The organism is Streptomyces sp. NPDC059201 (assembly GCF_042754585.1).
Classification (GTDB): domain Bacteria; phylum Actinomycetota; class Actinomycetes; order Streptomycetales; family Streptomycetaceae; genus Streptomyces.
On the sequence record NZ_JBHZBB010000001.1, the window covers coordinates 926,309 to 952,510 of the forward strand.

Below are 26,202 nucleotides of genomic sequence, written 5' to 3' on the forward strand. Positions count from 1 at the left end.
GGCGCGCGGCCCGTCAGACGCGGCGCCACTCCGGCACCCAGGCCCCGTCCCGTACCTCGTAGTCGCCGAAGAGCGCGGGGGCCTCCGCGCGCATCAGCTCGCCGATCTTGTGGAAGACCAGGCGGATCTCCTCCTCGGCGCCGGGCGCGGTACGCGACTCGATGGTGTGCCGCAGGGTCCGGATGTTCGCGGTCCAGACGAGGCTGGTGCCCACGCCCTCGGGGGCGAAGCGGCGCATGAACGAGGTCTTGTGCTTCTTCTCGCCGAAGGCGACGCCCTCCTCGTCGAGCCCGAAGTGGTCGCCCATCCAGGACTGGAAGCGCTCCAGCTCGGCGAGCATCTCGCCCGCCCGCCGCATGAGTTCGGGGTCCTCCCGGGCCCATTCGGGCATCCAGAAGGGGAGTTCCTGGAGGCGGACGAAGCGCAGGGACTCCTGGGAGACGGCGGTGCCGACGCGGTGCCGGACCAGCTCGTGGGTGAGGACCCGGCTGACGTCCTGGAGGACGAAGGTGAAGTTGACGTGCTCCAGGACCGAACCGTGCGCGCTGGAGAGGATGTTGCGCAGATAGGCCGTCTGGTCGGTGCGGACGCGCTTCACGTTGGGGTTGAGGCCCGGCTCCCACGAGCGGTAGCACATGCGGCCCGCGACCTCCGCCAGGGTCTGGGCGTCGTTCAGCTCTCCGTCGAGCCGTCCCTGGTCGAGCCGGGCGAGCCACTCCTCGCCGCCGATCTCCCTGAGGTAGGAGGCGATCTCGTCGAGGTCGAGGGCGGGCCTCGCGATGACGGAGACCTCGGGTTCCACCGTTTTCATGGTGCTGTGCTGCCTTTCGCCGTGGGGGGTGGTCACTGCGGGAAGTCGCCTCGGGGGCACCGGGTGGGGGCCGCCGGGCGGAGGGGAGGAGCTTGGGTCACGTCCAGGCGCGTGGGGGCGCGGAAGGAGACGAGTTCGAGGAAGGGCGGCCGTTCCTCCGAGGTGAGCCTGAGGTCCGGGAAGCGTTCCGCCGCGGCGGTGAGCACCACCCGGCCCTCGGCCCGGGCGAGTTCCGCGCCGGGGCAGCGGTGCCGTCCGAGGCCGAAGCCGAGGTGCGCGCGGCCGCCCTCGCGCATCGGGCAGATCCGCTCCGGCTCCTCGAACGCCTCGGGGTCGGTGCCCGCGCTGGTGAAGAGGAGGAGGAGTTCCGCCCCCGCCGGGAGGTCGACGCCGCCCAGCGTGACCGGCCCGCTGGTGACGCGGCGCCAGGCGGTCAGGGACGGCTCCCGGCGCAGGGTCTCCTCGGTCCACGCCTCGGCCAGACCCGGCTCCTGCCCCAGGGCGCGCCACCGGCCCTCCTGCTGGAGGGCGCGGTACGCCGCCGTGCTGATCATCTGCGAGGTGGTCACATGGCCGGCGACCATCAGGTTGGAGCAGACGGCGACCGCGACCTCCGGCGGCACCGGAGAGCCGTCGGGCATCCGGACCCGCGCCAGCGCGCCGAGGAGGCTGTCCTCCGGTGCCTCGCGGCGCGCGGCCAGTTCGACGAGCCAGGTGTAGAACTCGCCTACGAGGAGGGCCAGTTCGCGCTGCCGGTCCTTGTCCGTACGCCCCCAGAACAGGGTGATGAACGCGTCGGTCCAGTCGGCGATCGTCGCGAGGTCGGCGCGGGCGGCCTCGGGGACACCCAGCATCTCCAGCATGACCCGGACCGGGATGATCCGGGCCGGGCCCCGCGCGAAGTCGTGGCGCCCGGTCGTGTCGAGGTCCCGTGCCATGAGGTCGAGTTCCTCGTGGGTGACCCGCTCGATCATCGGCAGCGCGGCCCGCACCTGCTGGGCGCTGAAGAGCTTGAGCACGGCGCCGCGCAGCACGGGATGGGTGTCCCCGCTGTTGTTGAAGAGCGCGGGCGGCAGGGTCTTGAACCCGGCCCGGTCCAGGATGCGCAGCGCCGGGAGGCGCAGCGGGAGGACCGAGCCGAGCGCGTTGTCGTTGCGGTACGTGGACGGTTCCAGGAGCACCTGGCGGATGTCCTCGTCCCGGCTGACCAGCCACAGCTTCGTGACCGGGTCCTGGTGGACCGGCGCGGAGCGGCGCAGCCGGTCGTAGACCGGGAAGGGGTCCGCGGCGAACTCCTGGGAGAAGAGGTCGGTCCCGGGGGCGGCGGGCGCCGCCGCGGGAGCGGCGGCGGACGTGTCGGTGGTCATCGCGGCGGGCCCCGGTCAGACCGTGGCCGGGGTGCCCACCAGCGGCAGGGTGCCGTCGGTGACCATGGTGGCGAGCGCCTGCCGCCGGACCTTCCAGGTGGAGGTCATGGGGATCGCGCTCCAGCGGCTCTGGAGGGGTGCGGCCATCGTGGGGAGGTCGGCCACGGCGCGCTCCCACGCCCGGGTGTCGAGGGGCTCGTCGTCGTGGGTCGAGACGACCGGGATGGGGCGCCCGTCCGGGTCGCCCACCAGGACGATCTCGGTGAGCTGCGGCAGCCGCTCCATGAGGGTGTCCTCGACCCGCAGGCTGCTCGCCACGCCGTCGATGTGGTCGATCTCCCGGTCCAGCAGGTGCACGCAGCCCCACTTGCTGCGGTAGCCCAGGTCGCCCATGCGCCACCAGCCGCCGGCGAAGCGCTCGGCGAACTGCTCGGCCCCGCCGATGATGCCGAGCGAGTGCCCGTGGGTGCGGACCAGGATGGGTCCGACCTGCTCGGGTCCCGTGGCGTCGACCAGCGGTTCGCCGATCTTCACCTCGGTGATGCCGCGGAAGGTGTGGCCGAGGCAGCGCCCGTCGGCGGTCTCGACCAGCTTGCGGGTGTAGGGGCGCAGGCAGATCGGGCCGGTCTCGGACTGCCCGTACCCCTGGATGTACACGGGCATCCGGCGCTTGCTTGCGCCCAGGAGGATGCGCATCGTGCGCGGGTGCATGGCGTCGAAGGTGTTGATGAAGTAGCGGATGCTCGCGAGCGGGGCGCGCGGGTCGTCGGCCAGCTTCTCCCACTGGATGAAGCAGTTGGGGTGCGCCTCCAGCAGACCGGGCCGGGTCTCGCTGAAGAGGTCGGCGACCTTCTTCGGGTCCGGGTCGGTCAGCACGACCGTGTGCTGGCCGCGGGAGATGACGATGTAGAGCAGGGGCCACATCCGGGCGTGCACCAGGGAGACGCAGACGGCGCGGGTCTCCTTGGCGCGCATGATCTTGGCCGTCTTCAGCTGGGGCTTGAGGTGCCACCACAGGCTGCGGGCCGACTGCTGCACGAGCTTGGGCAGGCCGGTGGTCCCGGAGGTGTGGGTGACCAGGCTGGGGGCCTCGGCGTCGGTGCGCACCGGCGCCCGGCGGGGCGCGCCCGCGAACTCCTCCAGGCGGGTGCGGCCCTCGGCCTCGCCGCTGATGAGGAGCACCCGGCTGGTCACCCCGGACAGGTCGACGCCGTCCAGGGCGCCGGCGAGCGTGTCGCCGTCGGTGAGGAGGACCGGAGGCGCGTCGAACTTGGTGAGGAGCTGCGCCACCACGTCGCCGTCGAGCCGCGGGGAGAGCAGGACCGGTACGGCGCCGGCGCGGGCCAGGGCGCAGGCGGTGAGGACCAGGTCGAAGGTGTTGGAGGCGAACAGCACGACGTGCTCGCCGGGGCGGACGTCCGCCGCGGTGAGGCGGGCGGAGACCTCGGCCACGTGGTCGGCGAGCCGGCGGAAGGTGATCCTGGTGCCGGACTCGGGGAACATGCGGAGCGTGTGGTCGAGCGTCATGTGGCTGTTCGGGTGCTGCGCGGCACCCATGTCGAACAGCTCGCCGATGCGAAGGGCCTCACTGGATGCGGGCATGGGGAACGTCTCCAAGGGTGTGGTGAGGGACGGGATCTGGGCCGGGGCCGGGCTTAGGGCAGGACGACGGCCTCGGTGCGGGGCGGCGCGGTGGTGGCGGAGGGCTTGGCGGCGACGAGGACCTGGACCGCCTGCGCGGTGCAGACCTTCGTGCCGTCCTCGGTGGTGAAGACGGTGTCGACCCAGACGCGCCGGCCCTCGGCGCGTACAACCGTCGACTCGGTACGGACCCGGCCGCCGGTGAGCGGCAGCAGGAACCGGGTGGTCAGTTCGCGTGTGGCCAGCCACTGGTCGTCTTCCAGGACGGTGTACATGCAGACGCCGGAGAAGCTGTCGGCGACCGCCGCGAGGTACCCGCCGAAGACCCCGCCGGGGCCGACGACGACCGGGTCCACGTCCCAGGTGCCCCAGACCCGGCGGTCCGCCCATCCGTCGATGCCGGGCAGGCGCAGGGCGCCGACGACGGCGGGCGGGTCCGCCTCGCCGGCGACGATCCGGTCCAGGAGCCGGTGGTAACTGCGCATGAGACGTCCTTGCCATCAGGTGCGGGCAACTGCCCAGGTCAGTACGGAACACGGGGTGCGGACGCCGCCGTACGCGAAGCGGACCCCGCGCACGGTGAGGACCCCGGCGGCGGGGAGTCCTCCGCCGAGGGCGTCCGCCGGGCCCGCGATCTCCTTCAGGCCCCGGACGGTGATCCCCCGTGCGCAGAGCGCCTTGTACAGCGACTCCTTGAGCGAGAACAGCGCGGTCAGGCGGGCGGTGGCGTCCGGCGGCCCCAGCCCGAGCCCCGCCAGCAGGGCGCGCTCGTCCTCGGTGCAGACGAGCCGGGCCGCGGCCGGGGGCAGGGCGTCGGCGCGTTCGAGGTCGACGCCCACCGCGCGGATCGCCGGGTCGGCGGCGGCGAGGCACACGGCCGTGCCGTCGCGGTGGCTGATCGAGCCGGTGACGCCGGCCGGGAATCGGGGCAGCCTGCCGTCGGCCAGGACGGGGCCCGGTACGCCCAGCCGGGTCAGGCAGCGGGCGGCCGCCGTCCTGCCCAGCCGGAAGTCGTCCCGACGGGCGGCCGGCAGCGTGGTCATCAGCAGGTGCTCGGCCGGATGCAAGCCGGAGGCCGTGCCCTCGGTCTCGGTCTCGGTCTCGGTCTCGGTCTCCTGGGCGAACGCGATGACGGTGCCCGCGGGCGGGCCGCCGCCCTCCTCGACCGCCGCGGTGAGAGCGAGTCCCGACGCCGAGGTTATGCCGCGTCCCGCACGGAGGCGGACGGGGTGCCGCCGGTGCGCAGGAGCGCGTCGATGCTCGCGATGGTGGTGACCGAGGTGAGCTCGTCGTCGTCGAGGGCCCGGCCGATGGTCTCCTCCAGGCGCATCACGGCGAGGACGATCTCGCCCGAGTTCAGTCCCGCTTCCCTCAGGTCCTCGTCGTCCGCGAGCGTGTCGAGTATCGCGGGCGCGGATATGCACTGGGCGAGGAGTTCGCGGCCGTTCATGAAGGGATCTCCTTGAGTGGGTTGACCAGCACCACGTTGCGCGTGGGGGCCGGTGACTGCCGGTGGGTGTGGCGTACGGTCTCCAGGTCCGCCGGGCAGTCGCAGGGGACCAGCCGGTTGGGCACGGAGCCGAGGCAGAACTCGACGAACTCCTCCGAGGCGCCCTGGCGCAGGCCGAGGAGCGCGAAGACGGGGTCGACGACCTTCCACTCCCCGTCCTCGCGGACCTCGACCCAGGAGTGGTCGCTGCCGAGGATGCCCATGAGGTAGCCCTTGCGGGTGCGGGCCTCGCGTCCGGCGTCGGTGAAGACCTTCTCCAGGTGGAGGCTGACGCTGATGCAGTTCGCCGTGCCGTTGGCCCGGGCCGCGTCGGGGTCGTGGCGCAGCTCTGGGGGCATCGCCTGGTAGGACATGCGGCCGGTGCGCATCTCGTCGAGGGAGGCGTGGAAGGCGTCCCTGACCAGGGGGTCGCGTACGCGGCGGACGGCGCCCACGGTGCGTACGGTGGCGCTGAACTCCGCCAGCGGCGGCCGGCCGTCGACGCCGGCGCCCCGGGCGTCCACGGCGCCGGTCACGGCCCGTTCGTGCCAGGAGCGGCCGGCGAAGTCCTCGGCGGCCAGCGGCGCGAACTCCCAGGGCTCCCGGCAGTCCGGGTCCTCGGGGCAGGCGGCCAGGTTGCGGATCGCCCAGGCGCGTTCGTCGGTCCACTCCGACGGGGCGGAGACCGCGAAGCGGAAGAGGTAGCGCTGGACGAGCTCCAGCACCGAGCCGCCGGATCCGGACGCGGCGGCCACGTTGCGTATGTCGCTGTCGTCGAAGAAGACCCGGTCGCCCTCGGTGCGGTGCCGCAGCCCCGCCCGCATCAGCTCGTCCAGGACGTCGGGCGAGCACCGCATGACGGCCAGCGCGCTGTCGCGGTCGGTGTCGTAGCGTACGTACCGCTCGGGTGTGGGCACGATGCGGTCCAGGGCGGCGAGCCAGCCGGTCGTCCCGCGCGGCCCCGTGGCGGGGGCGGCCGTCGGGCCGGTCAACTTCCGGCCTCGTCCGCGGTCCCGTCGCCGGCCGGTTCGCCGCCGAGGGCGCGTACGAGGTCGTCCACGGTCTCGATGGAGAAGAGCACGTCGTCGTCGAGGGCGACGCCGTGCACCTCCTCCAAAGCGCTGACGACCCGCAGGAGTTTCACGGACTCCATGCCGGGCAGCAGGGACAGCTCGGCGTCACCGGTCACGGTGCGGGCCTCGATGCCCACCTCGGCGGCGAGCGCGTCGCGGACGGACGCCGCGACGTCGGCGGGTGCCGTCGTCTCCATGGTCGTGCTCCTTTCGGTTCTCTGTTCCGCGGACGTGGTCACGCCTGATCACCGGCGCCCGTGGAGCCGGTGGCGACCAGCTCGCCGAGGGACGAACGCAGCTTGTTGCGCTGGACCTTGCCGCTGCTCGTCTGCGGCAGGAAGCGGGTGGGGGCGAGGTGCACGGTGATGCTGTCGAGCCCCATGCGGGAGCGGATCTGCCGGTGGCACTCGGCGACGAGCGCGGCCCGCTCCTCCTCGGTCTCCAGGGAGGTCTCCACCACGAGCGCGAGGTGGTCGTCGTCGGCGACGGCGGCGCACCGCTTGCGGAAGACTCCGGGCAGGTCGCGGACGACCGTCTCGGCGTCCTCCGCGTAGTAGTTGACGCCCCGGACGACGATCATGTCCTTCTTGCGGCCGAAGATGAACAGCTCGCCGTCGGCGATCACGCCCATGTCCCCGGTGCGGTACCAGCCGTCCGGGGACCACTCGTCCCCGCGTTCCTTGCGGTAGTAGCCCTCCATGACGGGCGGGCCGGAGATCTCGATCTCGCCCGCGCCGCCCTCGGGCAGGGGTCCTTCGTCGCCGCAGATCCGGATGTCGAGGCCCGGCACGGGGCGGCCGACTCCGACGAGCGGGCGGGCGCCCGGTCCCTCGTCGGCGGAGACGAACCGCCCGTCGGCGAGGGCCTCGCGGTCGACCCAGCGGACCACGGGCTCGCGGCCCGGCGGCGGGAAGGTCACCGTGAGGGTGGCCTCCGCCATGCCGTACACGGGGCACATGGACTGCGGCCGGAAGCCCCAGGGGGCGAAGGTCTTCTCGAAGGCGGCGAGGGAGTGGGCGTTCACCGTCTCGGCGCCGTTGCACCACACCCGCCACTTCGACAGGTCGGCCGGCTCCGGAGGGGTCTCCTCGGCCTCGGCGGCTTCGACGAGCGCGTCGACGAAGAAGTTGGGCGCGGCCGTGTGGGTGCACCCCTCCTCGGCGAACCGGCGGAGCCATTCGAGGGGGCGCCTGATGCCGCCGCGCGGCCGCCACAGCACCAGGTCGGCTCCGGCGGACAGCGCGGTGAGCAGGCAGAACATGCCCATGTCGTGGAAGAGCGGCACCCACAGGCCCCAGCGGTCCTCGGGGGTCGTACCGGAGGGGGTGGCCAGGGCGTGCAGGCCGGAGAGGATGTTGGCGTGGGTGAGCGGCACGCCCTTGGGCCGGGAGGTGCTGCCGGAGGTGTACTGGATGTACGCCAGCTGTCCGGGGTCGCCGGAGCCGGCGGGCACCGTACCGGTGTCGGCCGCGTCGTCCAGTACCTCGGCGGACACGACGGAGACCTCGGGCAGGGCCTCGGCCAGGGCCCGGCGTACGCGTGCCAGGTCGGGGTCCACGACGAGGACGCGGGCGTCGGCGTCCTTGAGGATGCCGCGGACGTGCTCGATGTAGCCGTCGACCCCGCCGTAGCCGAAGGGCAGGGCGATGGAGAGGGGTACCGCGTGGGCGTACTGGGCGCCGAAGAGCAGCTTCAGGAAGCCGCTGCCGTTCTGCATGATGAAGGCGATCCGGTCTCCCGGGGCGGCGCCCAGGGATATCAGTCCGCCGGCGGTCGCGCGCGACTCGGTCAGCAGGTCGGCGAGGGAGACTCTGCGGTCCTCCTCCACGAAGGTGAGCGAGGAGAGCGCACCTCTGCTCTCCAGCAGCTGAAGTACCGTTTCGGTCATGGTGGGTTGTCCGTTCTGGCCGTGGGAGTCCACGGCCGGGTTCACGGCTTGGGGGCGGGCGCGGGGCGCGGGAGGAACCTGACGCCGAGCGCGACCAGGGCGGCGGCGGCCGCGAGCACGAAGGTGCTCACTCCGTAGGCCATCCGGTAGTCGTGGCGGGCGGCCTCCGCGAGCTGGGTCGTCACGGTGGCGTCGGCTCCGGCGCGCAGCTCCTGGCACGGTCCGTCCGCGGTCGTGCCGCCCTCGCCCTGCGCGGTCACGCAGGACGCGAAGTCCTTGGTGACCCGGTCGGCCTGGCCGGCGCCCGCGGTGGAGGCGACGGCGGCGTGCACGGTGCCGGACCGCTGTTCCGCCGAGGTCTGGGCGGCGCTGCCGAGAGTGCCGAAGAAGACGACTCCGATCAGTGCCACACCCAGGACGGCGCCGACCTGTTGGCCGGTGCTCAGGGTTCCGGACGCGGAGCCGGCGTCCGAGCTCCGTACGGAGCCCAGGACCACTCCGAGGAGGGGGGCGAGGGCGATACCGAGGCCGAAGCCGGCGATCACGAAGGAGGGTACGAAGTACCAGCCCTTGAGTTCGTTCCCGGCGAGGAGTGTGGTGGCGCCGACGGCGACGTCGCCGACGGCCCAGATCAGCGCTCCGACGGTGACGGCCACGCGCCCGCTCGTCTTCTTGGCGAAGGGGGTCGAGGAGTAGTAGCCGACCATCGAGCCGATCGCGAACGGACTCATGATCGCCGCGACGGCCAACGCACTATACCCATAGGCGAACTGGAGCATCAACGACTGGTAGAGGAAGAACGACGCGATGCCGGAGTAGGCCAGGACGTACATGACCAGGCCGACGGTGAACGCCCGGTCGCGCCACAGGGACGGCGGCACGAGGGCCGACTGCGTCGCCCGGTGCACCTGGGTGCAGCGCAGGTGGAAGGCACCGAACAGCGGGAGGGAGAGGAGCATCAGGGCGATGGACCACCAGGGCCAGCCGCGCTCGTGACCCTCGATCAGCGGGTAGATGAGGCAGCCCAGGGCGGCGGTGACGAGCAGGACCGACGGGAGGTCGAGCCTGCGCGCCTGCTCCGAGCGGGACTCGGGGAGGAACTTCAGCGCGGCCAGCACGCCGAGCAGGCCGATCGGCAGGTTGAGCAGGAAGGCCGGCCGCCAGCTGCTGTCGAAGAGGTCCAGCTCGATGAGGACGCCGGAGATCATCGGGCCGGCGATGGTGGCGCCGCTGACGACCATGCCCAGGGCGGCGAACGCCTTGGGGCGGCGCTCGGGGGGTACGACGACCTGGATGACGGCAAGCGTCTGCGGGTACATGAGGGCGGCCGTGGCGCCCTGGAGGGCGCGCGCCGCGATCAGCATGGCGGGGCTGGTGGCGAAGCCGCACAGGGCCGAGGTGATCACGAAGCCGACGAGGCCGATCACGAACAGGCGCCTGCGGCCGTACAGATCGCCGAGCCGGCCGCCGGTGACCAGGAGCACCGCGTAGGTGAGCTGGTAGACGGCCACGACCCACTGGGTCTGGGCGAAGCTGGCGCCCAGATCGCTCTGAAGGACGGGGGCCGCCACATTGACGATGGATGTGTCGGCGAGGACCAGGAACGCGGCCACCAGAACGATCGCTACGGCAAGTCCTGGGGAGCGGGGGCGCGTTAAGTCTGAATTCAGCGGGGCAGTCGCGCTGGTGGTCATGACACCCTTCTGCCTTGGTTCCGAATAGTGGGCATGCGAAGGTCCCCCACCTGCGGGGGGACGCTCGTCGACACGGCGAATCACCCTACGCCGAGAGCGCCCCGGGGCATGCGGGCAAGAGCGGGGAAACGGGGTTTCAGATCGCGGAGATCCAGCGACGGGTCAGGTCCACCACGTGCGGCGCGCCTTTTTCCAGTCGTCTGGCAAGTCCGTCAAGTGTCTGTGCGGCCAGGGACTTACGCCAGGCCATTTCGGCCTTCGTCATCTCGATCTGGACAATGCACGGAACATTTACATCACTGAGGCCGGAGTCGGCGATCACGCCGCTTTTCCGGATCTCCGCGCACTGGAACAGCTCGGCCCGGCCCTCCACGGCGGCGACGATGTCCATCAGGGTGATCTCGGCGCTGGGGCGCGCCAGGGAGAAGCCACCGCGGACACCGGGAGTGGAGCGCATGATGCCGGCCTTCACCAGGGCCTGGAGCGCCTTGGTGAGGTAGGGCTTCGGCAGCCCGTGGAACTCCGCCAGGGCGCTGGCCTGCATCAATGATCCAGGGGGTGCGCACGCCAGGGTGAGGCACACATGGACCGTCCACTCAACCGTCGAAGACATCTTCACGACACTCAGGATAGCAGTTGTCCTGGTTCCAGCCCAGGGCGGCCGCCGGCCGCCGAACCCGGAACAGACCCCTCCACGAGGTCACTTCACCCCCCAAATCCCCTCTCCCAACCCCACCCGGAGTTGCGTTCCACGTGACGTCGACCACACGAGTTCGGCGTTCCCGACCGGCCTCACGCGTCGCACAACACAGGTGCCCCAAGGGGAAATCCGGGGTAGCCGGACGCGCTTACCGGGGTATTGGCATTCTTGACGCGGAAATTGACGACGCGTAGGGTCCCGAGCCGTGCTGCGCCCTGTTGATCAAGGGCCGGTGCCAACTTCACGGCCACAGCACCAGGTTGCTTGTGGCATCCCTTCCACCGGAGGGAATGGGCGCCCGCCGCCCAGGAGGCGCGCGAAATCCGCCGCCCCTTCCGGAACCGAATCCACGACACAGTGCGCCCTGCGGCCCTTCGCCGTTCCGGGGCGCACCAGGCAGGACTGGAGTTCATCACGCATGGCAGCCGAGGGAGTTACCCGAGGACCCCGCGCCTACCTCGCTATGACGGAGGAGGAGCGGCGCGCCCGGTCCGAGCAGACCAACGGCGAGCCGGTCCTGGACTTCAGCGTGGGCCGGGTCAACGAGAACAGCACCCCGTACATCGACTACCACAGCGTGGACGCGCTGCTGAGCCTCCAGCACCCGCGCACCGAGGAGCCGGCGGAGCTGACCTTCTACATCACGGGCCAGATCCAGGAACTGCTGTTCAAGCTGCTGTTCACCGAGATCAACCGCGTCCGTGACCTGCTGTTCGAGGACAAGCTCGACGAGGCGCTGTGGTACCTCCGCAGGATCGAGCGGGTCCAGCGCATGCTCACCTCCTGCTGGGAGCCGGTCAGCACGCTGACCCCCCAGGAGTTCGCCAACTTCAGGAACGAGCTGGGCGCGGCCTCGGGCTTCCAGTCGTACATGTACCGCCAGCTGGAGTTCTCCCTCGGCAACAAGGTGCGCCGCATGGCCGAGGCGTACCACGCCGTGCCCTGGCTGTACGAGCAGGTCACGGCCGTCCTGGAGGCGCCCAGCCTGTACGACGCGACGCTGTCCGTCCTGCACCGCAGGGGCCGCATCCCCGAGAAGTGCGTCCCCGTCGAGTACGCGGAGCCGTACGAGCCGGACGCACTCGTCGAGGAGGCGTGGGGCGCGATCTACCGCGCTCCGCAGGAGGACCCGCAGCTCCACGCCCTCGCCGAGGCGCTGTCCGAGCTGAACTACCAGTACTCCCGCTGGCGCACCACCCACCTGCTGGCCGTCGAGCGGATCATGGGCCACAAGCCCGGGACCGGCGGCACGCTGGGCGTGGAGTGGCTGCGCAGGGTCGCCGAGCACCGCTTCTTCCCCGAACTGTGGTCCATCCGCACGGAGTTCTGATGCCGGGCCACGACGGCACGGACACCCTCGTCCACGGTCCCTACGACCAGCGGGCGCTGGACCGGCAGTACTCCCCCAGCTCCTGCGTCCCCGACCTCACGGTCTTCCTGGACGAGTACGCCGCGCTCAGCCGGCGGACGAGGGACGCGCTGACGGTCCGTACCGGGATCCCCTACGGCTCCGAGCCGTGCGAGACGCTGGACTTCTTCCCGGCCCCCGGGCCCGACGCCCCGCTGCTGGTGTTCGTGCACGGCGGCTACTGGCAGGAGCTCGGCAAGGACGATTCGTCCTTCCCCGCGCTCAGGACCGTCCCGGCAGGCGCCGCGTTCGCCGCGCTCGACTACGGTCTCGCTCCCGCCTACCGGCTGGAGGAGATCGTCGCCCAGGTGCGGCGGGGACTCGGGTGGCTGGTCGCCCACGCCGCCGAGCTGGGCGTGGACCCGCGCCGCATCCTGCTGAGCGGCAGCTCCGCCGGCGCCCATCTGGTGCTCATGTCCCTGCTGGACGACTGGAGGCCGGACGGCCGCCACCCGGCCGACGCCTTCGCGGGCGCCGTCCTGCTCAGCGGGGTCTACGACCTGGAACCGCTCCGGCTCACCTACGTCAACGAGCCGCTCGGCCTCACCGAGGAGAGCGCGCGTCTGATGAGTCCGCTCCACCGGCTGCCCGACCGGCTGCCGCCGCTCCTCGTGGCCCTGGGCGACGCCGAGACGGACGAGTTCCGCCGGCAGCACGACGACCTGGTGTCCGCCGTCGCCGGGCGCTCGCCCGAGGTGCGGGACCTGGTCGTCCCCCACCGCAACCACTTCGACATCACCTTCGACCTCGACGACCCCGCCACCGCGCTCGGCGGGGACGTCCACCGACGCCTGGGGCTGACGGCCGCGTGAACACGTCCCGTCCGCTCCCCTCCGTACAACCAACCAACTGGGGGTTACACCGCCATGACCACTGACAACCGGATCAAGAGCATCGTCGTGCTCGGAGGCGGCACCGCGGGCTGGATGTCCGCCGCCTACCTGGGCCGCGCCCTCGGCGACACCGTCAAGATCACGGTCCTGGAGGCGCCGGCGATACCCAGGATCGGCGTCGGCGAGGCCACCATCGCCAACCTCCAGAAGGTGTTCTTCGACTTCCTCGGACTGCGCGAGGAGGAGTGGATGCCGGAGTGCAACGCCAGCTTCAAGATGGGCATCCGCTTCGTCAACTGGCGCACCCCGGGCGCCGGTCAGTCCGACGGCCGCACCTTCGGCCAGGGCAAGGACCACTTCGACCACCTCTTCGGGCTGCTGCCCGAGCACGACAACCTGCCGCTCTCCCACTACTGGACGCACAAGCGGCTCAACGGCCTCACCGAGGAGCCGTTCGACCAGGCGTGCTACCCGCAGCCGGCGGTCTTCGACCAGAAGCTCTCCCCGCGCTACCTCGACGGCACCAAGTGGGCCAGCTACGCCTGGCACTTCGACGCCAACCTGGTCGCCGACTTCCTGCGCCGCTTCTCCACCCAGCGCCAGGGCGCCGTCCACATCGAGGACAAGTTCGTCAGCGCCGAGATCGACCAGCGCGGCCACATCACCTCCATCAGGACCGAGGGCGGTCTCACCCTGGAGGCGGACCTCTTCGTCGACTGCTCCGGCTTCCGGAGCCTGCTCGTCAACCAGACGATGAAGGAACCGTTCCTGGACATGAGCGACCACCTGCTCAACGACCGCGCGGTCGCCACGCAGGTGCCCCACGACGACGAGGCCAACGGCATCGAGCCGTTCACCTCCTCGATCGCGATGTCCTCCGGCTGGACCTGGAAGATCCCGATGCTCGGCCGCTTCGGCACCGGGTACGTGTACTCCAGCCGCTTCGCCACCCAGGACGAGGCCACCGAGGAGTTCTGCCGCATGTGGGGCCTCGACCCCGAGACGCAGCCCCTCAACCACGTCAAGTTCCGCGTCGGCCGCAACCGCCGCGCCTGGGTGAAGAACGTCGTCGGCATCGGCCTGGCCTCCTGCTTCCTGGAGCCGCTCGAGTCCACCGGCATCTACTTCGTCTACGCGGCCCTCTACCAGCTCGTGAAGAACTTCCCCGACAAGCGCTTCGACCCCGTCCTGACGCACCGCTTCAACAGCGAGATCGAGACGATGTTCGACGACACGCGGGACTTCATCCAGGCCCACTTCAGCTTCGCCCCGCGCAACGACACGCCGTTCTGGCGCGCCTGCAAGGAGCTGGAGCTCGCCGACGGCTTCAAGGAGAAGGTGGCGCTCTACAAGTCCGGCCTCGGCGTGAACCTGCCGATCACCGACGAGAGCAGCTACTACGGCAACTTCGAGGCGGAGTTCCGCAACTTCTGGAGCAACGCGAACTACTACTGCATGTTCGCGGGCCTCGACTTCCTGCCCGACCACACCATGCCCGCGCTGGCCCACCGGCCCGAGTCGATCGCCACCGCGGAGGCCAAGTTCGCCGAGGTGAAGAAGCGCCAGGAAGAGCTGCTGCGCACGCTGCCCAGCACCTACGACTACCTGCGTCAGCTGCACGGCAAGTAGACCGCCGGTTGCCCGGAGCACATAGACCGCTGGTCGCCCGGATCCGGAGGGACCGGGCGGCCAGCCCCCTCCGACGTCGACAGGAACCCCGTGACCGCCCCAGAACTCCTGCTTCGAGCCGCCCATCTGCTGGCGGTCCTCAGTGCTGCGGTGCTGGTCGTGCGCGCAGGCCGGCTGACGGCCCGCGCCACCCGCCAGCCCGAGGTGATCGGCGAGATCGTGGCCGGTCTGCTGGTCGGACCCGTCCTCATCCGGCTGGCCGGACCCGAGACCTTCCACACGCTCCTCCCCGGCCCCGTGCTCGACGACCTCAAGACGCTCTCCGAGGTCGGGCTCGTGCTGTTCATGGTGGGACTGGCGGGCCACCTCGACACCGGCGCCGCCGGCTCCCGGTCCAAGCCCACCTGGTGGCTCGTCGCAGGATCGTTCCTGCCCTCCTTCGCCACCGGACTGCTCCTCGCGGGCTGGGTCCTCCTCACCGACGACCAGGCCGCCCGCGGCAGCGCCCCGCTGGCCTCCTTCCTGCTCGTGGTCGCGGTGTCCATGTCCATCACCGCCGTGCCCGTCCTGGCCCGGATCCTGGACGACCGGGGCCTCGTCGACACCGACACCGGCCGCACCACCCTCCTCGCCGCCGTCGTCATCGACTGCCTGGCCTGGCTGCTGCTCCCGGTGGCCGTGGGCCTGCGCTCCGGCGACATCGGCGGCTTCCTGCGAGCGGCCGGGGTCCTCGCCGCGGGCATCCTCGCGGCGGTGGCCGTACGCGCGCTGCTCGGCACCCGCGTCCTCACCCGGGCCTGCGCGCGGACACCCCGGGCCGCCGCCCTCCTGCTCGCCGCCTTCGCCGTCGCCCTCGCCTTCACCATGAAGGAGCACGGCATGACGGCGATCGTGGGCGCCCTGCTCGCCGGACTGGCCGTCCCGCACCGGCGCCACCCGGCCTGGAAGCCCCCCGTGGCGAGCGTGACCAAGGTCGGACACGCGCTGGTCCCCGTCTTCTTCGTGGTCAGCGGCGTCACCGTACTCACCGACGCGCTGCGCTCCGCGCCGCTCGTCCTCATCGCGCTCACCATCCTGCTCGGCATCACCGGCAAGGCCGTCGGCGGGTACGCCGGCGCGCGCCTGGGCCGCTACGGGCACTTCGACGCCCTGCGCGCCGGGGCGCTGATGAACACCCGGGGCCTCACCGAGCTCATCGTGCTCCAGCTCGGCTACAGCGCCGGGGTGCTGACCGGCACCCTCTACCTCTCCCTCCTCGCCATGGCCCTGGTCACCACCGCCCTGACCGGCCCCGCCCTGCTCGCCATCGACCGCGCCGAGCACCGCCGCCTGCCGGACAGGGACGCGGCGCCCGGCCTCGCACCCGCGAGAGGAAACGTTCCGTGACCGAAATGTCGACCACGACGCACCAGCCCGTGGCAGCCGAGGAGTTCCGTACCCTCATGTCCGAGTTCCCCACCGGGGTCTCGGTCGTCACGACGTACGACCCCGAGGGACGCCCCTGGGGCATGACCTGCTCCTCGCTGTGCAGCCTCAGCGTCACCCCGCCGACGATCCTGGTCTGCCTGCGCGCGGAGAGCCCCACGCTCGCGGCCCTGCTGGAGACCGGCACCTTCGCCGTGAACCTGCTGCACGGCGAGGCCCGTTCCACCGCCGCGCTGTTCGCCTCCGGGGACGCCGACCGCTTCGACCGGCTGCCCTGGTCGCCCGGCCCGGGCGGCCCCCACCTCGTGGGCCGGACCCACGCCGTCGCGGACTGCCGGGTGACCCGGACCGCCGACGGAGGCACCCACGTCGTCGTGTTCGGCGAGGTCATCGGCGTCGGCACCGCACCGGAACGACGCCCCCTCCTCTACGGGCGGCGGCGCTACAGCACCTGGCCCGAAGCCTGACCCGCGCCGCCACCCCACCGCCCCACGGTGCCGCCCCACGACGCCGCCACCCGTGCGCGCGGCCGCCCGGCGCCGCCCGCGCGCCCCCCAGCCATCCCCACCCGATCGGAGAACCCCCAGATGACGAGCCGAGCCGCGGCCGAGCGGCTGGACCGCGCCGACCCCCTCGCACCCGCCCGCGCCCGCTTCACGCTTCCGCCCGGCGTCGTGTACCTGGACGGCAACTCCCTCGGCGCCATGCCGGCCGGCGCGCCCGCCGCCCTGGACCACACCGTGCGGCAGTGGCGCGAGCACCTGATCAAGGGCTGGACCGACGACGCCTGGCTGGACTCGCCCATGCGGATCGGCGACCGCATCGGCCGGCTCATCGGCGCCGCCGCGGGCCAGACCGTGACCGGCGACTCCACCTCCGTCCAGCTCTTCAACGCGCTGACGACGGCGGCCCGACTCCGCCCCGGCCGCACCGTCCTCCTCGCCGACGGAGACGGCTTCCCCACGGACCGCTACCTCGCCGCGTCCGTCGCCCGGATGCTCGGCCTGGAGCTCCGCCACACCCCCATGGCGAAGATGACCGCAGCCCTCGACGCGTACGGCCCCGAGGTCGCCGTCCTCCTCGGCAGCCCGGTCGACTTCCGCACCGGCGAGGCGTTCGACGTCGCGGACATCACCGCCCGGGCCCACCAGGCGGGCGCGGTCACCGTGTGGGACCTGTGCCACGCCGCCGGAGCGCTGCCCCTCTCGCTCGACGCCGACGGGGTCGACCTCGCGGTCGGATGCAGCTACAAGTACCTGTCCGGAGGCCCCGGCGCCCCCGCGTACCTCTACGTCGCCCGGCGCCACCACGCCGCCGCCGACCAGCCCCTGACCGGCTGGCTCGGCCACGCCGCGCCCTTCGCGATGACGCCCGACTACCGGCCCGCCGACGACATGTCGCGGTTCCGGATCGGCGCGCCGCACGTCCTCTCGCTGTCGGCGCTCGACGCCGCCCTCGACGTCTTCGACGGCGTGTCCGTCGAGGAGATCCGGGCCAAGAACCTCCGCCTCGGCCGGTTCTTCATCGAGTGCTTCGACGACCGCCTGGCCGCTCTCGGCTTCGACCTGGTCACCCCCCGCGAGGACGAACGCCGGGGCAGCCAGGTCACGTTGAGCCATCCGGACGCCTCCCGGCTCATGGACCTGCTGGCCGAGCGCGGCGTGATCGGAGACGTACGCCCGCCCACCCTGCTGCGGTTCGGCTTCAACAGCCTCTACGTCTCGTACACGGACATCCACGACGCCGTCACGGCCCTCGGCGACCTGGCGGAGGCGGACCGCCGCCCGCACGGACGGACGGCACCGGCGCACCCACTCATCGGAGAGACCCATGTGGCTCAGTGACATACTCGACCGGCACTGCCAGCAGCGCGGCGACGCCCACGCCGTCGTGGAGGGCGACCGCAGCCTCACCTGGCGCGAACTCCGGTCCGCCGCGCACTCGGTCGCGGCCCACCTGGACGAGGCCGGCATCCGGCACGGCGACCGCGTCGCCGTGTACTCCCGCAACCGGCTCGAAGTCCTCGTGAGCTACTTCGCCCTCGCCCACCTCGGGGCCCCCTTCGTCCCCGTCAACCACGCCATGTCCCCCACCGAGTTCGCCGACGCCGCCGAACGCATGGAGATCCGGCACGTCATGGGCGAGCAGCGCCCGGTGGAGAAGCTCGGCCTGCCCGCCGGCCGGACGACCGTGTTCGACTCGGAGGAGTTCCAGAAGGTCCTCGTCGCCGGCCGGACCGCGCCCCCGCTCGCCGCGACGCTCGACGACCCGCTCGCGGTGCTCCTCACCTCCGGCACGACCGGCAGGCCCAAGGGCGTCCTCCAGACGGCGGGCGCGCTGCGCCAGATGTCGCTCTCGTGGCTCGCCCAGGCGCGCGTGGACGACAGCGTCCGCCTGCTCAACCTCAACTCCCTCTCGCACGGCAGCATCACGGCCACGCTCCACTACGTCGCGGCCGGAGCCACCCTGCACATCATGCGCGAGTTCCAGCCCCGCGCGGTCCTGCGGCAGATCACCGAACGCGGCATCACGCACGTCTGGCTGGTGCCGCAGGTGCTGCGCTTCCTGATGATGGCCGTCGGGAAGGACACCCGGGTCCCCAACACCCTGCGCGAGATCATGTTCGGCGCCTCCCCGATGAGCCCCGACCTGCTCCGGGACGCCCGCCACGCCTTCGGCTGCGGCTTCCGCAACGTCTACGGCATGACCGAGGCCGGCGGCACCTTCTGCACCTGGCTGTCCGAGCCCTCGGACGAGGAGGACGGCGGGATCCCGCTGGAGTCCAGCGGGCGGGCCGTGCCGGGCATCCGCGTCGAGATCCACGACGAGGACAACCGGCCGCTGCCGGTGGGCGAGATCGGCGAGGTCTGCGTGCTGGCCGTCGGACGCATGGCGCACTACGTGGGCGACGCCGCCGAGACCAGCCGCACCATCGTCGACGGCTGGGTCCGCACCGGCGACCTGGGGTGGATGGACGCCCACGGCTACGTCCACCTGAAGGACCGCAAGAAGGACGTGATCAAGCGGGGCGGCCAGAACGTCTTCCCCGCCGAGGTCGAGAACGCCATCGCCGGATACGAAGGGGTGGCCGACGTCGCCGTGATCGGCATCGCCGACGAGGTGTGGGGCGAGGTTCCGCTGGCCTTCGTCGTCGTCGAGCCGGGCGCCGCGTTCTCCTCCGACGCCCTCCTCGCCCACCTGCACGGCCGCCTCTCCTCGTACAAACTCCCGAAGGAGGCCCGTACGGTGTCCGAGATCCCCCGCAACGCCGCCGGGAAGATCCTCCGCCGGGTGCTCGCGGAACAGGCCGGCCCGGCCCGATGACCGCCTCCCCTTCCGGCGGCGCCCCCAGGACGGTCGCCTGCGTGGGCGCCGGCCCCGCCGGCCTCCTCGCCGCCACCCAGATCAAGAAGGCACGCCCCGACTGGCACGTCGTCGTCCACGAACGCGCGCCCAAGGACGTGACGTACGGGTACGGCGTGGTCTTCTCCGACGTCGCGGTCCGCACCATCGAGTTCATGACGCCGTCGCTCGGCGCCGTCCTGTCCTCCCAGGTGACCTGGCAGGACGTCGAGGTCCGGGCACACGGCCGGCGGCTCCGCAGCGCGGGCCACGGATACGTGGCCCTCTCCCGGCACCGACTGCTCTCCGAACTCGCCGCCCAGGCGCTCGACGCGGGCGTGGACCTCCGCTACGAGTCGCCCGCCGGCATCGACGAGCTGCGCTCCCGGTACGACCTCGTCGTCGCCGCCGACGGAGCCGGGAGCCGCACCCGCGCCGCCCTCGCGACGGAGCTGGGGGCGCGCGTCGGACACGGCACGTCACGCTTCGCCTGGCTCGGCACCACCGCCGCGTTCGACGCCATGACCTTCGTCTTCGAGGAGACCCCCGAGGGCGTCGCCATCGCCCACGGCTACCCGCACGGCGACGGCATCAGCACCTTCGTCGTCGAGGTGCCGCGAGGCGACGGCGGACCGCGCGTGGACCTGGAGCGGGACCTCGGCCACTGGACGCGGGTCTTCGCCGACCACCTCGACCACCGGCCGCTCCAGGCCAAGGACCCGCGCTGGGCGCACTTCCCCACCGTGCACCTCGACCGGTGCGTCCACGAGAACGTCGTCCTCATCGGCGACGCCGCGCACACCGCGCACTACTCGGTCGGCTCCGGGACCCGGCTGGCGCTGGAGGACGCGTACGTCCTCGGACAGGCCCTGGGCCGCGAGGACGACATCGCGACCGCCCTCGCCGAGTACGAACGGCGCCGGACGCCCGCCGTCCGCGCACTGAGGGCGGCGGGCGAGCGCAGCATGCGCTGGTTCGAACGCGCCCCTGAGTACCTGGCCAGGCCCGCACCGCAGTTCGCCGTGCACCTGCTCAGCCGCGCCTCGCTGCTCCCGCTGGAACGGATCACGGCCGACGCCCCCGAGCTGGTCGAGCGGGCCACCCGGTCGCTCGCGGACGAACCACCGTCCGACGGCGTGCTCTCGCTGCCCCTGGACGTGGCCGGAACCCGCCTGCCCGGACGGCTCGTACGGGACCTCTCGGCGGCCGACGCCAGCGGTGCCGGGCCGCAGGAGGACGGGACGTACGGGTGCGTGCTGCGCGCCGCCGCTGGTGAGGTCCCCGGCCCCATAGCTCAGGGACTCCCGCAGGGCGTGGTCGTCGCCGCCGGGGACGTACCGGGCGCGGGCGCCACCCTCGCCTCCGCGCCGCTGCTCGTCATCGACATGGGCCCCTGCCCCGAGGACCCGGCGCGGGCCGCCGCGGAGGCGGGCGCTTTCGCCGAGACCGTACGCGCCTCCGGCACGTCGACCGGCCCCGCCGTCGCCGTACGCACGGGGTGCACCGGCGCGACGGAGGCCGTCACCGCCCGGCTGCGCGTGCTGCGTGCGGCGGGCCTGTGCGACCTGGCCGACCTCGCGGCGCCGCCCGGCGCCGCGTCGGAGCCCGACGCGGTCCTCGACGCCCTCGAAGCGGCCGACACCGTACGCACCGCCCTGGGCGTGCCGGTCATGCTGAGCGGCTTCCGCGTGCGGCCCGACCAGGTCGCCACGCACGTCCTGGCCGGCCGGATCGACGCATGGTGCGTGCCCGGCTCCGGTGCCGGCCCCGGCGCCCTCGTACCGACGCATCAAGGAACCGAAGCAACCAAGGGAGATTGACGAGATGATCAGCCGCAGGACCTTACTCGGAGCCGGCGCCGGTCTCACCGCCGCCGCCGCGGGCATCGCCACGGCCTCCACCGCCGGAGCCCGCCCCACGTCGGCCACGGGGCCGAACTGGGAGCTGCTCCGCGCCTCGCTCACCGGCGATGTCGCGCTCCCCGCCGACGCGGACTACGACCGCGTCAGGAAGCTCGCCAGCGCCCAGTTCGACTCCATATACCCGCAGGCGGTGGCGCTCTGCGAGACGCCGCAGGACGTCAGCACCTGCGTCCGCTTCGCCCAGGACCACGGCATCCACGCCTCGGTGCGCAGCGGCGGCCACAACTACGGCGGCTGGTCGACCACCGAGGGCCTCGTCATCAACCTGACGCGGATGAACCGCGTCGTGGCCGGGGCCGGCGAGGTCCGGCTCGGCCCCGGTGTGCAGACGGTGGACGTCGTGCCCCGGCTCAGCCCGCACGGGCTGACGGTGCCCGCCGGCTTCTGTCCGACGGTCTGCCCCGGCGGCTTCATCACGGGCGGCGGCACCGGCTGGCAGTACCGCAAGTACGGCCCCGCGTCCGACCGGCTGCTCTCGGCCGAGGTGGTCCTCGCGGACGGGCGGGTCGTCACCGCGTCGGCGACGAAGAACCCGGACCTCTTCTGGGCGCTGCGCGGTGGCGGCGGCGGCAACTTCGGGGTGATCACCGACTACCGGATGCGGCCGACCTCGATCGCCCGGGTCGGGCACTACACCCTGACCTGGTCCTGGGACGCGGCGCAGGCCGCGATCCCCGGCTACCTGGAGTGGGTGGCCCAGGGCTCCGCCGATCTGGCCTGCGGCGGCGTCCTGCGGATGCCCGACGCGCGCCCGGGCGCCGTGCCCGTCTTCGTCGTCTCCGGTGTCCACTTCGGCTCGATGGAGGCGCTCGACGCCGAACTGCGCATGCTGTCGGCGCTCGTCGGTAGCGAGCCCTCGACGCGGGTCGTGCAGGACCTGACGTACGAGAAGGCGATGATGCGGGTCTTCGGCTGCGAGGACAAGACCGTGGACGCCTGCCACTTCACCGGCAGCACCCCCGAGGCGTCCCTCCCGCGGACGGCCTACGTCAAGAACCGCGGCCGCATGTTCAGCCGTGTGCTGCCCAGCACCGGGGTGGACGAGCTGCTGGCCGCGTTCGACGCCGACCGCAGGGCCGGCCAGTTCCGCGTCATCAGCCTGCTGGGTCTCGGCAAGAACGCCAACCTGCCGGCCGTGGACTCCACGGCCTGGGTCCACCGCGACGCCCTGTACAGCGCGACCATCACGACGAGCCTCAACGGCGCGTACCTCACGGACGAGGACAAGGCCGCCGCGGGGCAGTGGCTGAACGGCGTGTTCGACGCCGCCGACCCGTACTCCAACGGGCGTTCGTACGCGAACTTCCCCGACCCGGACCTCACGGGCTGGGCCGACGCGTACTACGGCTCGAACCTCGCCGCGCTCAGCCGCGTGAAGAGCACCTACGACCCGCACGGCTTCTTCCGCTTCCCCCAGGCGATCCCCGCCTCGGTGTAGCCGGGGGTTAGCCCGGGGGCTCTCCTCCCGCACATCGGCCGCCCTCGACCGGGGAGCCCTCAGGGCTCGCTCGGGCCGGGGGCGGCCGCCGTGCGGAGGGCGGTGAGCACGGGGGCGATGAGGGGGTGGTCCTCGGCGCCCCGGCGTACGGCCGCGAAGACGCGACGGGTGGGCGCGACGCCGTCGACGGCGCGGACCGCGACGTCCGTGAGGTCCATCCCGCGCAGCGCCGAACGGGGCACGAGCGCAGCGCCCGCACCCGCGGCGGCGAGCGCGACGACGGCCCGGAAGTCGTCGGAGACGTGCTCGAAGCGGGGCGCGAACCCGGCGTACTCGCAGGCCAGGACGGTCACGTCCTGGCAGGGGTTGCCGGCGGACTGGCCGATCCAGGCGTCCTTGGCGAGGTCGGCGAGGGCGATCCGGTCGGTGCCGCCGAGGGGGTGGCCGGGCGAGAGGACCACGTCGAAGGGTTCCGCGTAGAGCGGCACCCGGGTCAGCCGGTCGTCGTCCTCGCCCGGGGCGCCCCGGTACTCGACGGCCACGGCCACGTCCACCTGCCGGTCCAGCACCATCATCAGGCTCGCGTCACCCTCGGCATCCCTCACCCTGACCCGAATGCCCGGCGCCGTGGCGGCGAGATCCGCGATGGCGGGGGCGACGACGAGCCCGATGCCGGTGGCGAACGCGGCGACCGTCACGATCCCCGCCTCACCGGAGCCGTACGCGGCAAGCGCCGCCTCCGCCCGTTCCAACTGGGCGAGCACGGCGTTGGCATGGCTCAGCAGAATCTCCCCGGCGGCGGTGAGCCTCGCTCCGCGCGCACTGCGGTCGACGAGCCGGTGGCCCGTCTCCTGCTCCAGCGCGGCAAGCTGCTGGGAGACGGCGGAGGGGGTGAGATAGAGCGCGGCGGCCGCCGCCGTGACCGTGCGGTGGTCGGCCACCGCACGGAGGATGTGCAACCGCCGTGCTTCGATCATGCGCCCAGTCTCCCAGGCCGGGGGTGGGGCTTGCGCCGCCGGCCGGAAAGATTGGATCCAATATCAACAATCCGACATCCGGTATCCGGCATCTGGTATCCGGGAGGTCGGATCCAACCTCCCGGATACCGGATCCAAGATCCAGGAGGTTGGATCCAACCTCCTGGATAGCGGATCCGATATTCAGCCGCGGAGTTCCGCGCGGGCCGCCACGAACGCGTCCACCGCGCGGTTCACGTCCTCCGTGGAGTGCGCGGCGGAGAGCTGGACGCGGATGCGGGCCTGGCCCTGGGGGACGACCGGGTACGAGAAGCCGATCACGTAGACGCCGCGCTCCAGGAGCAGCTCGGCCATCTTTCCGGCCTCCGACGCGTCGCCGATCATGACGGGGGCGATGGCGTGGTCGCCGGGGAGGATGTCGAAGCCCTCCTCGTTCATGCGGCCGCGGAAGAGCGCCGTGTTGGCGTTGAGCTTGTCGCGCAGGTCGCCGGCGGACTCCAGGAGGTCGAGGACCTTGAGGGAGGCGGCGGCGATGACCGGGGCGAGGGTGTTGGAGAAGAGGTACGGGCGGGAGCGCTGGCGCAGCAGGGCGACGATCTCGGCGCGGGCGGCGACGTAGCCCCCGGAGGCGCCGCCGAGGGCCTTGCCGAGGGTGCCGGTGATGATGTCGACGCGGTCCATGACGCCGTGCAGTTCCGGGGTGCCGCGACCGCCGGCGCCGACGAAGCCGACGGCGTGCGAGTCGTCGACCATGACCATGGCGTCGTAGCGCTCGGCCAGGTCGCAGATGTCGGCGAGCGGAGCCACGTACCCGTCCATGGAGAACACGCCGTCGGTGACGATCAGCTTGCGCCGGGCGCCGCCCTCGGTGGCCTCCTTGAGCTGCTGCTCCAGGTCGGCCATGTCGCGGTTGGCGTAGCGGAAGCGGCGGGCCTTGGAGAGGCGGATGCCGTCGATGATGGAGGCGTGGTTGAGGGCGTCGGAGATGACCGCGTCCTCGGCGCCGAGGAGGGTCTCGAAGACGCCGCCGTTGGCGTCGAAGCAGGAGGAGTAGAGGATCGTGTCCTCCTGGCCGAGGAAGGCCGAGAGGCGGGCCTCCAGCTCCTTGTGCACCTCCTGCGTGCCGCAGATGAAGCGGACCGAGGCCATGCCGTAGCCCCAGCGGTCGAGCGCCTCGTGGGCGGCGGCGACGACGTCGGGGTGGTCGGCGAGGCCGAGGTAGTTGTTGGCGCAGAAGTTCAGCACCTCGCCGGGGCGGCCGCCCGCGGTGACCTCGACGGTCGCGGACTGGGGGGTGCCGATGACGCGCTCGGGCTTGTGGAGGCCGGCCGCCCGGATCTCTTCGAGGGTGGCGCGGATGTCGTCGCGTACGGAATCGAACATGGGTCAGGCTCCCGCAGTCCAGTCGAGGATGATCTTGCCGCTCTTGCCGGAGGCCGCGTCGTCGAAGGCGGCCTCGTAGTCGGTGAAGTCGTACCGGCCGGTGATGACCGGGGAGAGGTCGAGCCCGCCCTCCAGGAGGACGGACATCGCGTACCAGGTCTCGAACATCTCGCGGCCGTAGATGCCCTTGATGGTGATCATCGAGGTGACGATCTTCGCCCAGTCGACGGCGAAGTCCTCGCTCGGCAGGCCGAGCATGGCGATCTTTCCGCCGTGCGTCATGTTGGCGATCATGTCGCGCATGGCGTGCGGGTTGCCGGACATCTCCAGGCCGACGTCGAAGCCCTCCTTCAGCCCGAGGGTGCGCTGGCCGTCCGCGATGGTCTTCTCGCCGACGTTCAGGGCGAGGGAGACGCCGGTCTTGCGGGCGAGGTCCAGGCGCTCCTCGCTGACGTCGGTGATGACGACGTGGCGGGCGCCGGCGTGCTTGGCGACGGCGGCGGCCATGATGCCGATCGGGCCGGCGCCGGTGACGAGGACGTCCTCGCCGACGAGCGGGAAGGAGAGCGCGGTGTGGACGGCGTTGCCGAAGGGGTCGAAGATCGCGGCGACGTCGAGGTCGACCGGGACGCGGTGCACCCACACGTTGGACGCGGGCAGCGCCACGTACTCGGCGAAGGCTCCGTCGCGGCCGACGCCGAGGCCGACGGTGGCGCGGCAGAGGTGGCGGCGGCCGGCGAGGCAGTTGCGGCACTTGCCGCAGACGAGGTGGCCCTCGCCGCTGACCAGGTCGCCGATGGCGATGTCGGAGACGTCACGCCCGACGGAGACGACCTCGCCGACGAACTCGTGACCGATGGTCATCGGCGTCGAGATGGTCTTCTGCGCCCAGCCGTCCCAGGAACGGATGTGCAGGTCGGTACCGCAGATCCCGGTCCGCTTGACCTTGATCAGTACGTCCCCCGGGCCGGTCTCCGGCTCGGGCACGTCCGTGAGCCAGAGTCCCGGCTCCGCCTTCAGCTTGACCAACGCCTTCAATGCCACGGCTCCCGACGTACGTGTCCTGTGATGTACGGACCGGGGCACGCGCGCGTGCCCAAGATCCTCGGACATGAATCTCCCGCACCCGGGGCTCTCGGTCCATCGAGGTTTTCTTAAGCGCGCTCGCAGCTCAGCTTCACG

Annotated in this window: 23 protein-coding genes; 9 read left to right on the forward strand and 14 right to left on the reverse strand. The window is 72.0% G+C overall.

The window, feature by feature from the left end:
• Positions 1-13: 13 nt before the first annotated feature.
• The 11 genes from thyX to ACFXMG_RS04165 form a co-directional block, all read right to left on the reverse strand.
• On the reverse strand, positions 14-811 hold the full coding sequence (gene thyX, locus ACFXMG_RS04115; RefSeq protein ID WP_383815246.1) for an FAD-dependent thymidylate synthase: 798 nt from the start codon (positions 809-811) through the stop codon (positions 14-16).
• Positions 812-843: 32 nt separating this feature from the next.
• Positions 844-2,178 carry a cytochrome P450 gene (locus tag ACFXMG_RS04120; protein ID WP_383815243.1) on the reverse strand — a complete coding sequence of 445 codons (1,335 nt, stop codon included), beginning with the start codon at positions 2,176-2,178 and terminating at the stop codon, positions 844-846.
• 15 nt (positions 2,179-2,193) lie between these two features.
• The gene (locus ACFXMG_RS04125) at positions 2,194-3,780 is read right to left on the reverse strand and encodes a class I adenylate-forming enzyme family protein (protein ID WP_383815240.1); all 1,587 of its coding nucleotides are present in this window, start codon (positions 3,778-3,780) and stop codon (positions 2,194-2,196) included.
• A 53-nt stretch (positions 3,781-3,833) separates the two neighbouring features.
• A complete protein-coding gene (locus ACFXMG_RS04130; RefSeq protein ID WP_383815238.1) occupies positions 3,834-4,304 on the reverse strand; it encodes a PaaI family thioesterase in 471 nt (156 codons plus the stop codon).
• 15 nt (positions 4,305-4,319) lie between these two features.
• Positions 4,320-4,862 (reverse strand): 4'-phosphopantetheinyl transferase, encoded by a 543-nt coding sequence (locus ACFXMG_RS04135; protein WP_383815236.1) that lies wholly within the window; start codon positions 4,860-4,862, stop codon positions 4,320-4,322.
• A gap of 155 nt (positions 4,863-5,017) precedes the next feature.
• On the reverse strand, positions 5,018-5,269 hold the full coding sequence (locus ACFXMG_RS04140; RefSeq protein ID WP_383815233.1) for a phosphopantetheine-binding protein: 252 nt from the start codon (positions 5,267-5,269) through the stop codon (positions 5,018-5,020).
• Entirely contained in the window at positions 5,266-6,300 is a 1,035-nt protein-coding gene (locus ACFXMG_RS04145) for a hypothetical protein (protein WP_383815230.1), read from the reverse strand. The genes ACFXMG_RS04140 and ACFXMG_RS04145 overlap by 4 nt, the downstream gene beginning before the upstream one ends.
• Positions 6,297-6,578, reverse strand: coding sequence for an acyl carrier protein (locus ACFXMG_RS04150; protein ID WP_383815227.1), 282 nt, complete (start codon positions 6,576-6,578; stop codon positions 6,297-6,299). Before ACFXMG_RS04150 ends, ACFXMG_RS04145 begins: the two co-directional genes overlap by 4 nt.
• A 38-nt stretch (positions 6,579-6,616) precedes the next feature.
• Positions 6,617-8,269, reverse strand: coding sequence for an AMP-binding protein (locus ACFXMG_RS04155; protein ID WP_383815224.1), 1,653 nt, complete (start codon positions 8,267-8,269; stop codon positions 6,617-6,619).
• A 41-nt stretch (positions 8,270-8,310) separates the two neighbouring features.
• Positions 8,311-9,882, reverse strand: a complete 1,572-nt coding sequence (locus tag ACFXMG_RS04160; RefSeq protein WP_383815221.1) for an MFS transporter — start codon at positions 9,880-9,882, stop codon at positions 8,311-8,313.
• Positions 9,883-10,099: 217 nt separating this feature from the next.
• Complete coding sequence (locus ACFXMG_RS04165; protein ID WP_383815329.1) at positions 10,100-10,576, reverse strand: RrF2 family transcriptional regulator; 477 nt, start codon at positions 10,574-10,576, stop codon at positions 10,100-10,102.
• Between the two features lie 505 nt (positions 10,577-11,081).
• Here ACFXMG_RS04165 and ACFXMG_RS04170 point away from each other — a divergent pair.
• From ACFXMG_RS04170 to ACFXMG_RS04210, 9 genes are all read left to right on the forward strand, one after another.
• Positions 11,082-11,993 carry a tryptophan 2,3-dioxygenase gene (locus tag ACFXMG_RS04170; protein ID WP_383815219.1) on the forward strand — a complete coding sequence of 304 codons (912 nt, stop codon included), beginning with the start codon at positions 11,082-11,084 and terminating at the stop codon, positions 11,991-11,993.
• Entirely contained in the window at positions 11,993-12,883 is an 891-nt protein-coding gene (locus ACFXMG_RS04175; RefSeq protein ID WP_383815216.1) for an alpha/beta hydrolase, read from the forward strand. Before ACFXMG_RS04170 ends, ACFXMG_RS04175 begins: the two co-directional genes overlap by 1 nt.
• 54 nt (positions 12,884-12,937) lie before the next feature.
• Complete coding sequence (locus ACFXMG_RS04180) at positions 12,938-14,533, forward strand: tryptophan halogenase family protein (protein WP_383815214.1); 1,596 nt, start codon at positions 12,938-12,940, stop codon at positions 14,531-14,533.
• 90 nt (positions 14,534-14,623) lie between these two features.
• Positions 14,624-15,919, forward strand: coding sequence for a cation:proton antiporter (locus tag ACFXMG_RS04185; protein ID WP_383815211.1), 1,296 nt, complete (start codon positions 14,624-14,626; stop codon positions 15,917-15,919).
• Between the two features lie 5 nt (positions 15,920-15,924).
• Positions 15,925-16,425: a flavin reductase family protein gene (locus ACFXMG_RS04190; protein WP_383815326.1), complete on the forward strand. Its 501-nt coding sequence runs from the start codon at positions 15,925-15,927 to the stop codon at positions 16,423-16,425.
• 120 nt (positions 16,426-16,545) lie between these two features.
• On the forward strand, positions 16,546-17,802 hold the full coding sequence (gene kynU, locus ACFXMG_RS04195) for a kynureninase (RefSeq protein WP_383815208.1): 1,257 nt from the start codon (positions 16,546-16,548) through the stop codon (positions 17,800-17,802).
• A complete protein-coding gene (locus tag ACFXMG_RS04200; RefSeq protein WP_383815206.1) occupies positions 17,789-19,282 on the forward strand; it encodes a class I adenylate-forming enzyme family protein in 1,494 nt (497 codons plus the stop codon). The genes kynU and ACFXMG_RS04200 overlap by 14 nt, the downstream gene beginning before the upstream one ends.
• Positions 19,279-21,120: an FAD-dependent monooxygenase gene (locus ACFXMG_RS04205; protein WP_383815203.1), complete on the forward strand. Its 1,842-nt coding sequence runs from the start codon at positions 19,279-19,281 to the stop codon at positions 21,118-21,120. Before ACFXMG_RS04200 ends, ACFXMG_RS04205 begins: the two co-directional genes overlap by 4 nt.
• Before the next feature lie 4 nt (positions 21,121-21,124).
• Entirely contained in the window at positions 21,125-22,660 is a 1,536-nt protein-coding gene (locus ACFXMG_RS04210; protein ID WP_383815200.1) for an FAD-binding oxidoreductase, read from the forward strand.
• A 59-nt stretch (positions 22,661-22,719) separates the two neighbouring features.
• On the opposite strand, the gene ACFXMG_RS04215 is transcribed toward ACFXMG_RS04210, so the two are convergent.
• From ACFXMG_RS04215 to tdh, 3 genes are all read right to left on the reverse strand, one after another.
• Positions 22,720-23,637, reverse strand: coding sequence for a LysR family transcriptional regulator (locus ACFXMG_RS04215; protein WP_383815197.1), 918 nt, complete (start codon positions 23,635-23,637; stop codon positions 22,720-22,722).
• Positions 23,638-23,820: 183 nt separating this feature from the next.
• Positions 23,821-25,020, reverse strand: a complete 1,200-nt coding sequence (locus ACFXMG_RS04220) for a glycine C-acetyltransferase (RefSeq protein ID WP_383815194.1) — start codon at positions 25,018-25,020, stop codon at positions 23,821-23,823.
• A gap of 3 nt (positions 25,021-25,023) precedes the next feature.
• Positions 25,024-26,058, reverse strand: a complete 1,035-nt coding sequence (gene tdh / locus ACFXMG_RS04225) for an L-threonine 3-dehydrogenase (RefSeq protein ID WP_383815323.1) — start codon at positions 26,056-26,058, stop codon at positions 25,024-25,026.
• Between the last annotated feature and the right edge of the window lie 144 nt (positions 26,059-26,202).